10 protein-coding genes are annotated in these 11966 nt (G+C 72.5%); 7 read left to right on the top strand and 3 right to left on the bottom strand.

The window, feature by feature from the left end; genetic code table 11:
* The first annotated feature begins 126 nt into the window (after positions 1 to 126).
* From ACZ7BZ_RS08590 to ACZ7BZ_RS08600, 3 genes are all read left to right on the top strand, one after another.
* Positions 127 to 702 carry a TerD family protein gene (locus ACZ7BZ_RS08590; RefSeq protein WP_380463923.1) on the top strand — a complete coding sequence of 192 codons (576 nt, stop codon included), beginning with the start codon at positions 127 to 129 and terminating at the stop codon, positions 700 to 702.
* A gap of 208 nt (positions 703 to 910) precedes the next feature.
* Entirely contained in the window at positions 911 to 1489 is a 579-nt protein-coding gene (locus tag ACZ7BZ_RS08595; RefSeq protein ID WP_380455385.1) for a TerD family protein, read from the top strand.
* 175 nt (positions 1490 to 1664) lie between these two features.
* Positions 1665 to 2759, top strand: coding sequence for a DUF475 domain-containing protein (locus tag ACZ7BZ_RS08600; protein ID WP_470357717.1), 1095 nt, complete (start codon positions 1665 to 1667; stop codon positions 2757 to 2759).
* A gap of 117 nt (positions 2760 to 2876) precedes the next feature.
* Here ACZ7BZ_RS08600 and ACZ7BZ_RS08605 read toward each other — a convergent pair whose 3' ends face one another.
* Positions 2877 to 4082 carry a DUF2637 domain-containing protein gene (locus ACZ7BZ_RS08605; RefSeq protein WP_470357718.1) on the bottom strand — a complete coding sequence of 402 codons (1206 nt, stop codon included), beginning with the start codon at positions 4080 to 4082 and terminating at the stop codon, positions 2877 to 2879.
* A 396-nt stretch (positions 4083 to 4478) separates the two neighbouring features.
* On the opposite strand from ACZ7BZ_RS08605, the gene ACZ7BZ_RS08610 reads away from it, so the two are divergent.
* The gene (locus tag ACZ7BZ_RS08610) at positions 4479 to 5237 is read left to right on the top strand and encodes a Tellurium resistance (RefSeq protein ID WP_380455379.1); all 759 of its coding nucleotides are present in this window, start codon (positions 4479 to 4481) and stop codon (positions 5235 to 5237) included.
* 91 nt (positions 5238 to 5328) lie between these two features.
* Here ACZ7BZ_RS08610 and ACZ7BZ_RS08615 read toward each other — a convergent pair whose 3' ends face one another.
* Positions 5329 to 6612 (bottom strand): TerD family protein, encoded by a 1284-nt coding sequence (locus tag ACZ7BZ_RS08615; RefSeq protein WP_470357719.1) that lies wholly within the window; start codon positions 6610 to 6612, stop codon positions 5329 to 5331.
* Positions 6613 to 7020: 408 nt separating this feature from the next.
* On the opposite strand from ACZ7BZ_RS08615, the gene ACZ7BZ_RS08620 reads away from it, so the two are divergent.
* The 3 genes from ACZ7BZ_RS08620 (at position 7021) to ACZ7BZ_RS08630 (ending at position 11753) form a co-directional block, all read left to right on the top strand.
* On the top strand, positions 7021 to 8214 hold the full coding sequence (locus ACZ7BZ_RS08620; protein WP_470357720.1) for an HpcH/HpaI aldolase/citrate lyase family protein: 1194 nt from the start codon (positions 7021 to 7023) through the stop codon (positions 8212 to 8214).
* A 165-nt stretch (positions 8215 to 8379) separates the two neighbouring features.
* Positions 8380 to 10836, top strand: coding sequence for a phosphoribosyltransferase (locus ACZ7BZ_RS08625; protein WP_470357721.1), 2457 nt, complete (start codon positions 8380 to 8382; stop codon positions 10834 to 10836).
* Positions 10837 to 10853: 17 nt separating this feature from the next.
* Complete coding sequence (locus ACZ7BZ_RS08630) at positions 10854 to 11753, top strand: HAD family hydrolase (protein ID WP_470357722.1); 900 nt, start codon at positions 10854 to 10856, stop codon at positions 11751 to 11753.
* Here ACZ7BZ_RS08630 and ACZ7BZ_RS08635 read toward each other — a convergent pair.
* Positions 11750 to 11965: an FmdB family zinc ribbon protein gene (locus tag ACZ7BZ_RS08635; protein ID WP_380455371.1), complete on the bottom strand. Its 216-nt coding sequence runs from the start codon at positions 11963 to 11965 to the stop codon at positions 11750 to 11752. The genes ACZ7BZ_RS08630 and ACZ7BZ_RS08635 overlap by 4 nt on opposite strands.
* Position 11966 lies beyond the last annotated feature (1 nt).

Below are 11966 nucleotides of genomic sequence, written 5' to 3' on the forward strand. Positions count from 1 at the left end.
CGTGCGGGAACCCGGTACTACGCTCGGGCCGTTGGCGGAGTGGGGCGTACGTCCGGTTTCGGCGGGCGGCGCCCCGAACCGCACCACCGGGGGCACCAGGCGTGCCTCCCGATTCTTGGAGGACACGTGGGAGTCAGCCTCAGCAAGGGCGGCAACGTCTCGCTCACCAAGGAGGCGCCCGGGCTCCAGGCCGTCCTGGTCGGCCTGGGCTGGGACGTCCGGACCACCACCGGGACGGACTTCGACCTGGACGCCAGCGCGCTGCTCTGCAACGAGCAGGGCAAGGTCGGTTCGGACGGGAACTTCGTCTTCTTCAACAACCTCAAGAGCCCGGACGGCTCGGTCGAGCACACCGGCGACAACCGGACCGGCGAGGGCGAGGGCGACGACGAGGCGATCAAGGTCAACCTGGTCGGCGTCCCGGCGGACGTGCAGAAGATCGTCTTCCCGGTGTCGATCTACGACGCCGAGAACCGCGGCCAGAACTTCGGCCAGGTGCGCAACGCGTTCATCCGGGTGGTGAACCAGGAGAACAACGTCGAGCTGGCCCGCTACGACCTCTCCGAGGACGCCTCCACCGAGACCGCGATGGTCTTCGGCGAGCTGTACCGCAGCGGCGCCGAGTGGAAGTTCCGCGCCATCGGCCAGGGCTACGCCTCCGGCCTGCGCGGCATCGCCCAGGACTTCGGCGTCAACGTCTGATCCCTCCTGCGGCGCAAGGGACTTGCGCCCGGTTCCCGGGGCGGCCCCGGACCCCTTCGCGGGTCCGGGGCCGCCCCGGCTTCGTCGGGGCCCGCTGCGCTGCGAGGATGTGAGTTCAGGAAGTTCAGCCGGCCGAAGCGGGCCGGCCGGGGCCGCGGGGGACTACACCTGTATGGCGCCCCGGGAGAAGCAAGGGAGGAAGAACACCATGGTGGTCACGCTCGCCAAGGGCGGGAACGTCTCGCTCACCAAGGCCGCGCCGAACCTGACGCAGGTCCAGATCGGCCTCGGCTGGTCCGCCCGTTCGACCACGGGCGCACCGTTCGACCTCGACGCGAGCGCCCTGCTCTGCGGTGGCGGACGGGTGCTCGGCGACGAGTACTTCGTCTTCTACAACAACCTCAAGAGCCCCGAGGGCTCGGTGGAGCACCAGGGCGACAACCTCGTGGGCGGCGACGACACGGGTGACGACGAGCTGATCCTGGTCAACCTGGAACTGGTCCCGGCCCAGGTGGACAAGGTGGTCTTCGCGGTCTCGATCTACGAGGCCGAGGCCCGGCTGCAGAACTTCGGACAGGTGCGCAACGCCTACATCCGGGTCGTCAACTCCGTCGACGGCCAGGAGATCGCGCGTTACGACCTGTCCGAGGACGCGTCCAGCGAGACTGCGATGATCTTCGGCGAGCTGTACCGGTACGCGGGCGAGTGGAAGTTCCGTGCGGTGGGCCAGGGCTACGCCTCCGGCCTGCGCGGAATCGCGCTCGACTTCGGCGTCAACGTACAGTGAGGGCGTAAATCGGACGTATCACACCCATTAGACGATCACGATCAACGATCGAATGATCGAACGATCATGAGAACAGAGGGCAGTGCGGGGGTGACCTGATCGGGCCCGGCCCGGTCAGGCAGCTCGGGACCAGGCCGCCCCGGCACGGCCAGAACCCGAAAGGTAGCCAACTCCCGTGTTCCTCCGCACATTCGGCTGGTCGTTCGCGATCACCGCACTGGGCCTGATCGCGGCCGGACTGCTCTGGGGAGCCCAAGGCTTCGGCATCGTGCTGATCCTCTCCATCCTGGAGATCTCCCTCTCCTTCGACAACGCGGTGGTCAACGCCACGGTGCTGAAGCGGATGAACCCGTACTGGCAGAAGATCTTCCTGACGGTCGGTGTGCTGATCGCCGTCTTCGGGATGCGTCTGGTCTTCCCCCTGCTGGTCGTCGGTCTCACCGCGAAGCTCAACCCGGCGACGGTGATCGACCTCGCGCTCCACACCGACAAGACCCACGACGGCCTCACCTACGGCCAGTACCTGGAGGCCGCCAACCCGGCCATCGCGGCCTTCGGCGGCGTCTTCCTGCTCATGATCTTCCTGGACTTCGTGTTCGAGGAGAAGGAGCACAACTGGCTGAGCTGGCTGGAGCGCCCGCTGGAGAAGGTGGGCAGGCTGGACGCCCTCTCCAGCGTCGCCGCCCTGGTCGCGCTGGTGCTCGCCTCGCGCTTCTTCGCCGCGGAGCACGCTGAAACCGTTCTGCTGGCCGGCGTGCTCGGCCTGATCACCTACCTCGCCGTCAGCGGCCTCTCCTCGATCTTCGAATCGGGCCTGGACGAGGAGGCCGAGCGCGAGGAGGAGGCCGAGAAGTCCGGCAAGTCGATCGTCCAGGTCGCCGGCAAGGCCGCGTTCTTCCTGTTCCTCTACCTGGAGGTGCTCGACGCGTCGTTCTCCTTCGACGGCGTGGTCGGCGCCTTCGCCATCTCCAGCGACATCTTCCAGATCACCCTGGGCCTCGGCATCGGCGCGATGTACATCCGCTCGCTGACCGTCTTCCTGGTCCGCAAGGGCACCCTGGACGACTACGTCTACCTGGAGCACGGCGCGCACTACGCGATCGGCGCGCTGTCGGTGATCCTGCTGGTCGGGATCAAGTACCACATCCCGGAGATCGTCACCGGCCTGATCGGTGTCGCCTTCATCGGGCTGGCCCTCGGCTCCTCGATACTGCGCAACCGGCGCGAGGCGGCGGAGGACGACAAGCAACTGGTGGGCAGCGGGCAGTAGCCCGGTCCCGCCGACTGGCGGGCGAACACGCGACGGCCGCCTCCGGGGATCCGGGGGCGGCCGTCGCGTTGTGTGCTCCTGCGGTGTCGATCCGTTGTCGGCCGAGTGCTGCCGGGGTCAGCCCAGCTGCTGCTCGATCGCGCGCAGCTTGCGTTCCAGCGAGTCCAGCTTCGGCATCGACAGGGTGTCGTCGTCGGCCGTCAGGTCGATGGTGGAGCTGCGGTAGGACGAGGTCGAGCTGCTCGTCGAACCGCTCAGCGAGCTGCTCGTGGAGCCGCTCAGCGAGGAGGACGAGGAGGAGTAGGACGAGGAGGAGTAGGACGAGGAGGAGTACGACGAGCCGACGGCGGCACGCGCCCGGCGGCCGGAGTCCAGGGCGGTCGGCTCCAGCGTGCTGGTCGAGCCGGTCGAGGTGTACGGGTCGTGCGCGGCCGAGGTGGCGTGGTCGCTCTCGGGGGCTAGGGCAGGCTCCGTAGCGCTCGGGCCGTCGCCGGCCGCCGTGAGCGCGGGCACCTGACGCCCGCCGCGGGCCCGGGCGAGCATGCCGCCCTGGCGGGAGATGGCCTTCAGCTCGGCCCGCTCGCGGCGGTCCGCGGAACGGGCGCGCACCTTGGCGTCCAGCTTGGCCTGGCGCTCCTCGCGCACCTCCTCGACCGCCTCGTCCAGGCTGCGGACGTTCTCCAGCAGCATCAGCGACCAGGCCGCGTAGGTCTCGCGCGGGGCGCGCAGCCAGCGGACGATCCGGATCTGCGGCAGCGGACGCGGCACCAGGCCCTGCTCGCGCAGCGCGGCCTTGCGGGTCTGCTTCAGCGCCCGGTCGAACAGGATCGCCGCCGAGATCGACATGCCGGAGAAGAACTGCGGGGCGCCGGCGTGGCCCAGGCCGCGCGGGGCGTGCACCCAGTTGAACCAGGCCGAGGCGATCGCGAACACCCAGACCAGCAGGCGGGACCCGAGCGCGGCGTCACCGTGGCTGGCCTCGCGGACGGCGAGCACCGAGCAGAACATCGCGGCGCCGTCCAGGCCGAACGGGACGAGGTACTCCCAGCCGTTGGACAGGCCCAGGTTCTCGATGCCGAAGCCCACCAGGCCGTGGAACGACAGTGCGGCGGCCACGCCGGCGCAGCAGAACAGCAGGGTGTACGAGGAGATGCCGTAGATCATCTCCTTGCGGCGGCGGCGCTCCTCGCTGCGCTCCCAGGAGTCGCCGGACTCGTCCTTCTTCGAGCTCTTGAATCGCAGCGTCGCCATCAGGATGGCGACGAACAGCAGGGCTGCGCCGCCGATGACGGTCCAGACCAGCTGTATGGAGGTCAGGTTCATTGCGGGTCGGGCCTCGGGTTTCCGCAGGGGACGGGTTTCACGGTGCGACACAGGCGGTCAGGTCCCGCGGGGCGGGCACCGTCTGACGGTTCGTTCGTCGCCGCACGGCGTGCCCACCGCGCCCGCGCAGGGGCGGACGGGACACCTGTGCGGCTAGACGATATCGCGTCCGAAGGGGCGGCATGTTACGGGAGGGCGGCTTCCACGGGCCAATCGACCCGCCGGTTCGCGTCCGGTGTGGGCGTGAACGGCCGGGCGGGGTAGGGAAAGCGGAGTAGGGAAAGGGAAGTCCGGGTATCCGTCGGCCGGGTCGATGCCCGATCATGGACCGGCGGATCGTCAGATGGCCGGACCCGATCGTCGGATCGCCGGGCGGAGGCAGGGGGAGAGGACTCGATGGTCTCGATCTGGGAGTACCTGCGCGGGGACAGGAGCTACACCTTCGACAACCCGGGCGCACAGCACAAGGTCACGCTCACCAAGTCGGCGCCGCAGCACGCGATCACCGGCTCCGCCGCCACCACCGGCTACCTCTACGTCAACCTGCACTGGACCATGCGCTCCGGCGCCTCCCGGCCGAGCACCCGGGACACCGTCAAGCGCCTCTTCAGCCCGCGGATCCTCTCCCCGCTGGAGCCGGACTCGCCCGGGGGCAACGAGCAGGTGAACGTCGACCTCGACCTGGCCTGCATGTACGAACTCTCCGACGGCACCAGGGGCGTGGTGCAACCGCTCGGTGAACTCTTCGGCGACCTGCGGGAACCGCCGTACATCAAACTCAGCGGCGACGACCAGTACGGGGCGCCGTCCGGCGAGACGATGTACGTCAACCTGGAGAAGAAGGACAAGTTCAAGCGGCTGCTGATCTTCGTCTACATCTACGACGGCACCCCGGCCTTCGAGCAGACCCACGCGGTGATAACGATCGTGCCGCAGACCGGGCCGCGGATCGAGATCAAGCTGGACGAACGGGCCCGGGCGGCGCGCTCCTGCGCGGTGGTGCTGATCGAGAACTCCGGGGACAACCAGCTGACGGTGCGCCGCGAGGTGCGCTACGTCAACGGGTTCCAGGCGGACATCGACCGGCTGTACGGGTTCGGGATGCAGTGGCAACGGGGGTACAAGGGGCAGCGGCCGGGGGGCGGCGGGGACTGAGCCCCCGGCGGGGGCGGGGGTCGACCGGTGGGGCGAGGTGCTTCTCCGGCGGGGCCGCGGGGGTCGTTGCGGCGGCCCCCGCCGGGGTGGCTCAGTGGGGCTGGAACTGCGGGCCCTGCGGGGGCAGTGCGAACTCCTCGCCGGCCGGCGCCGGGGGCTGCGGCGGGACGGGGGGCTGCTGGCCGGTGCCGGGCTGCTGTTGCGGGTAGCCGTAGTTGCCGGCGTGCTGCTGCGTCGGGATGGCCTGGGGGTGCTGGGGGTAGCCGTACCCCGTGTCCGGTCGGCCGGGCGGCTGCTGCTGCGGGTACGGCTGGTTGGGCTGGGGGTAGCCGTAGCCGGTCGCGGGCTGCTGCTGGGGGTAGCCGTACCCCGTGCCGGGCTGCGGCTGGGGCTGCGACTGGGGGTAGCCGTAGCCGCCGGGCTGCTGGGCGCCCGGGTGGTGGGGTGGCGCGGGCGGGGCAGGCGGGACGTTCGGGGGCACGGTGGGCGGGGCCGCCGGCGGTGGCGTCATGGTCGGCGGGGTCGCGGGCGGTGCCGGGGGCCGGGACGGCGGCGGCGGGGTCGGCGGTGCGGCGGGCGGCGGGGTCGCCGGGCCGGTCGCGGCCGCTGTGGCCGCTGTGGCCGGTGCCGGGGACCGGGTCGGCGGAACGGCCGGGGTCAGGGTGAAGGTGCCGGGCTCGGGCGTGGCCGCGGAGCGCGGGTCGGGCAGTGGGGTGGCGCGCGGGTCGACCGCACCGGTGGGAGTCGCGGTGGACGCGGGCGCGGCCGGCGGGCTCTGGGCAGCCCGGTCCTGGGCCATCTGCTCCTGGGCCACCTGCTCCTGGGCCTCGTCGTCCACGGTGATGCCGAAGTCGGTGGCCAGACCGATCAGTCCCGAGGTGTAGCCCTGGCCGATCGCCCGGAACTTCCAGGAGCCGTTGCGCCGGTACAGTTCGCCCGCGACGAGGGCGGAGACGTTCTCGGCGTCCTCGATCGCGAACTCGGCGAGCGGCACGGCGCCTTCACCGCTCGCGGCGTCGAACAGCAGCAACCGCAGGCCGGGCACGGCGCGGAACGAGCCGCCCTCGGAGGAGCCGGCCAGCACCACCCGGTCCACCTCGGCGGGCAGCTTGGCGAGCTCGACCTCGATGGTGTCGATGATCTCGGCGCCGCCGGAGGTGTGCTGCTTGGGCAGGTGGCGCACCAGCCCGGAGGGGTGGCGCGGCTGGTTGTAGAAGACGAAGTCGGCGTCCGAACGGACCCTGCCGGTGGCGCCGAGCAGCAGCGCGGACGCGTCCACGTCCGGCGCACCGGGCGTGGCGCTCCAGCGCAGCACGGCGCGGACCGCCGCCGCCGGCAGTGCGATGTTGGCGCCCTTGGCCATCACGTGCGTCATAGCGGACCATCCTGCCTGTTCGCCACCCCTTCGGACAACGTGACCGGGACCGTCGGCGTGGGGGCGGACTTTGCCAAGACTTGCGTCGGATCGGGGTTTGCGGGCGCCGCTCCCCTGATTGTCGGATGATAGGTCCGAGAGGGCAGGACTTCGGCAGGGCTCCGGCGGGGCTCCGGCCGGAGGTCGGCCGGACTTCGGCGGGAGGGTTGCCGGGCTACGGCGGGATGTTCCGCGAGTTCAGTGCCCCGGCGCCGGGAACGGCCGGAATCCGTCCGTACGATGGGCATTCGAACAGGCCCCCGGGGGCCGACGGAGGGGAGTCCGCCGGCGGTGCGTCCGGGTGAAACCGCTGGCTGGAGGCCGTCCACCCCGCCGCCCGTCCTGCCGTCCATCCCCGAGGAGAGCACCGTGCGCCATTTCGGCCACCTCGCCGACGACGTCCGCGCCCGGCTGTTCCTGGAGCAGCCGCGCACGTTCACCGCGCGGAGCGAGTCGGCGGTGCTGGCCACCGCCCTCGGCGGCACCCTCTACAGCCCCGCCACCAGGCCCGCACTCGCCGCCGACATCCGAAAGCAGGCGGCGCGCGGCGTGGTGTCGATGGTGCTCTGTCTGGAGGACGCCATCGCCGACCACGAGGTGGGCGCGGGCGAGCGGAACCTGATCGAACAGTTGACAGGCCTGGTCAATGATTTCACCGACTGCGCACAGGATCATCCACTCCTCTTCATCAGGGTTCGTGCCGCCGGGCAGATCCTCGACCTGGCCGAACGGCTCGGCCCGGCCGTCGGGCTGCTGAGCGGCTTCGTGCTGCCCAAGTTCACCGCGCGCAGCGGCCCCGCCTACCTGGCCGCCCTGGCCGCCGCCGAGGCCGCCACCGGGCGGCGGCTGTTCGCCATGCCCGTCCTGGAATCGCCCGAACTCGCCCATCTGGAGACCAGGCGCGAACAGCTCTTCGGCATCGCCGAACTGCTCGCCGGGCACCGCGAACGGGTGCTCGCCGTCCGGCTCGGCGTCACCGACCTGTGCTCCGCCTACGGGCTGCGCCGCTCGCCCGACCTCACCGCGTACGACGTGGCGCTGGTCGCGGCCGTGATCGGGGACGTGGTCAACGTGCTCGGCCGGGCCGACGGCACCGGGTACACCGTGACCGGGCCGGTCTGGGAGTACTTCCCGGTGCAGGAGCGGATGTTCAAGCCGCAGTTGCGCCGCACCCCGTTCGCGGCGACCGCCGGCACCGCCCTGGCCACCGGCGAGGAGGTCCGCCGCCGGATCATCGAGCACGACCTGGACGGGCTGATCCGCGAGGTCGAACTCGACCGCGCCAACGGACTGTTGGGCAAGACCTGCATCCACCCCAGTCACGTCCCCGCCGTGCACGCCCTCTCCGTGGTCACTCACGAGGAGTACTGCGACGCCCGCGACATCCTCCGGCAGGAGCAGGACGGCGGCGGGGTACTCCGATCGGAGTACACGAACAAGATGAACGAGGCCAGGCCGCACCGCGCCTGGGCGGAGCGGGTGCTACTGCGGGCGGAGGTGTTCGGCGTCGCCCGGGAGGACGTGAGCTTCGCGGAGCTGCTGTCCGCCTGCCTGTGCGGCTGACGCCCGACCGGGCCGTGACCGGAATGTGTGATCCGACGTGTGTGATCCGACCGACCAGCACCACCGAAGGCGGGACCAGCAGTGACGAGAGCGGAACAGCGGCGGAACGGGGCGGAGCGAGGCGGAGCCGAGCGAGGCGGGGCTGGGCAGGGGGCGCGGGGTGGCGTGCCGGAGGGCGTGCCGGCGGACGTGTGGACCGGACGCTGGGTCGCCGAGCGGGCCGGCATCGTGCTGACCGGATCGGAGCGCCTGCCCGAACTCGTCGGCCTGGCCCTGCGGTCCGGCAACCCCAAGCGGGCCCACCTGCTGGTCTCCAGCGTGCTCGGCAAGCACGTTCCGCAGCGGCCCGCCGTCGTGCACGGCGCCGGGCTCGAGCTCGGCAGCCGGGTGGGGGAGTTGATCGGTCCCGAGGCGGCCGCCCGGGCCGTCGTGCTCGGCTACGCGGAGACCGCCACCGGCCTCGGCCACAGCGTCGCCGACGGCCTCGACGCGCCCTACCTGCACTCCACCCGCCGCGCCGTCCCCGGAGTGACCCCACTCGGCGGCTTCGAGGAGGAGCACTCCCACGCCACCGGGCACCTGCTGCTCCCCGCCGACCCCGGACTGCTCGCCGGTGACGGGCCGCTGGTGCTGGTGGACGACGAACTCTCGACCGGCCGTACCGTGCTCAACACCATCCGCGAACTGCACGGCCGGCACCCGCGTGACCACTACGTGGTGGTTGCCCTGGTCGACCTGCGCTCCGCCGAAGACCGGCGTCGGCTCGCCGGGGCCGCCGCCGAACTCGGCGTCCGGCTGGACGTGGTGGCCACTGCGAGCGGCGGCCTCGACCTGCCCGAGGACGTCGTGGCCCGGGCCGAGCGGCTGATCGCCTCGGTGCCCCCGGTCGCGCCGCCCCCGGCCGTCGAGCCCGCGCCACTGGTCCGGGTCGAGCTGGACTGGCCGGCCGGGCTGCCGGACGGCGGGCGGCACGGCTTCACGGCGTCCGACCGGGAGCGGCTCCACGCCGTACTGCCCGCGCTGGCGGGCCAGTTGGCGGCAGCGGTGGGTGGCGCGGAGTCGGAGCCGGCGTCCGGGGTGGCCGAGCGGGTGCTGGTGCTCGGCTGTGAGGAGCTGATGTACGCCCCGCTGCGGCTGGCCGAGGCGCTCGCCCAGCGGCTCGGCGGCGACCGCGTCCGCTACTCCACCACCACCCGCTCGCCCGTCCTCGCCGTGGACGACCCCGGCTACGCCATCCGGACCAGGCTGGCCTTCCCGGCCCACGACGACCCGCAGGACGGCGCCTCGCGCGAGCGCTACGTCTACAACGTCGCCCCCGGTACCGACGGCGCCCGCCGCTTCGACGCGGTGGTGCTGGTGGTGGACGACGTAGCCGACACCCCGGCCCTGCACCAGGGGGAGTACGCGCTGCTGCGCCAGCTGCGGCAGGTCACCGACCGGGTGGTCCTCGCCGTACTGCCCTCGCACCGGCCGGTGCTGCCCACCCCGCTGTACGGGCCGGAGTTCTCCTCGTACCGGCCGGAGGACGTGGCCTGGTTGCTCAAGGACCTCTCCGACGTGCCGCTCGAAGCCCCCACCGAGGAGCGCGAGGAGGCCGTCCAGCAGGGCGGCGCGCACTACGCCGAGTCGCTGCCGGTCGAGTACCGGCCCAGCCCCGAGTACCAGGAGCTGTTCCACCAGGCGCTGCGCGGCTCGGCCCGCCGGATCGCGCTCGCCGTCGGCACCGTCGCCGAGACCCTGCTGCGCGAGCGCGGGCCCGGCCTGGTGCTCGCGTCGCTGGCCCGGGCCGGGACGCCGGTCGGCATCCTGGTCCGCCGCTGGCTGGCCTTCGCCCACGGCCTGGACGTGCCGCACTACGCGGTGTCGATCGTCCGCGGCCGGGGCGTCGACCAGGTCGCCCTGCGCTATCTGGCGGCCCACCACCGGGCGGCGGACGTGGTGTTCGTGGACGGCTGGACCGGCAAGGGCGCGATCACCCGCGAACTCGCCGACGCGCTGGCCGGCACCGCCTTCAGCCCGGACCTCGCGGTGCTCGCCGACCCCGGCCGCTGCGTGCGCACCTACGGCACCCGGGATGACTTCCTGATCCCCTCCGCCTGCCTCAACTCCACGGTTTCCGGGCTGGTTTCGCGCACCGTGCTGCGGGCCGGTCTGATCGGCCCCGGGGACTTCCACGGGGCCAAGCACTACGCCGAACTCGCCGGCGGCGACGTGTCAGAGGCCTTCCTGGCCACCGTCGCCGACTGCTTCGAGGACGTCCGCGCCGGCGCTGTCGCGGAGGCCGAACGGCTGGCCGCCGACCCGGACCGCACCCCCGACTGGGCCGGCTGGGCCGCCGTCGAGCGGATCAGCGCCGAGTACGGGATCGACGACGTCAACCTGGTGAAGCCCGGCGTCGGCGAGACCACCCGGGTGCTGCTTCGCCGGGTGCCCTGGCGGGTGCTGGCCCGGCGCGGCGCCGGAGTCGACCTCGACCACGTGCGGCTGCTCGCCGCGCAGCGCGGCGTTCCGGTCGAGGAGGTGGACGGGCTGCCGTACAGCTGCGTGGGCCTCATCCACCCCCGCTACAGTCGGGGCGCGACGGGGGCGAGCGGGCGGGCCGTGACGGGGAGGGAGTCCTGATGGGGGTTGGGGGAGGGATGGTTGGGGTGCCTGGGATAGCCGGTTCGGCCGGTACGGCCGCTGCGGCCGCTGCGGCCGGTCCGGCCGGTCCGGCCGGTGTGCTGGTGGCGAGCGATCTGGACCGGACGCTCATCTACTCGGAGCGGGCCCTGGCACTGGACGCTCCGGACCACCGCGCGCCGCGGCTGCTCTGCGTCGAGGTGCTGGACGGGCGCCCGCTGTCCTTCCTGACCGAGCGGGCCGCCGCGCTGCTGGCCGACCTCGGCCGGGAAGCCGCCTTCGTGCCCGCCACCACCCGGACCGTCGAGCAGTACCGGCGGGTCAACCTGCCCGGCCCGCAGCCGACTTACGCGATCTGCGCGAACGGCGGACAGCTGCTGGTGGACGGCGAACCGGACCACGACTGGCGCCGGGAGATCTCCACCCGGATCGCGGCCGGCTCGGCACCGCTCGCCGAAGTGGTGCAGCAGCTCGCGCTCCGCGCCGACCCGGAGTGGACCCGCAAGCGGCGGACGGCCGACGAGCAGTTCGCCTACCTGGTCGTCGAACGCGACCGGCTGCCGGACGGCTGGCTCGCCGAACTGACCGGCTGGTGCGCCGAACGCGGCTGGCGGGTCTCGCTGCAGGGCCGCAAGGTGTACGCCGTACCGCAGCCGCTCACCAAGAGCGCCGCGCTCGCCGAGGCCGTCCGGCGCAGCGGCGCGGGCACCGTCCTGGCGGCAGGGGACTCTCTGCTCGACGCCGACCTGCTGGTCGCCGCCGACGCCGGATGGCGCCCCGGGCACGGCGAACTCGCCGACAGCGGATGGTCCGCCCCCGGCGTCACCGCCCTCGCCGAGACGGGGGTGGCGGCGGGGGAGGAGATCGTCCGTCGGTTCCTGGCGACCGCTGCCGGCGGGACGCCGGACCGGTCCTAGCCGCAGCACCCGCCGCCGCAGCAGCCCCCGCCCCCGCCCGGGGCCTGCTGCGGGGCCCCGCCGGCCGCGCCGGTCACGGCGACGGTGGACAGCAGCTTCACCGTGTCCGGGTGGCCCTGCGGGCAGACGGCGGGGTCGTTGGCCTGCGCCATCGGGCGGCGGAGCTCGAAGGTGGCACCGCAGGAGCGGCAGCGGAAGTCGTAGCGTGGCATA

The organism is Kitasatospora sp. NPDC036934, from assembly GCF_055608425.1.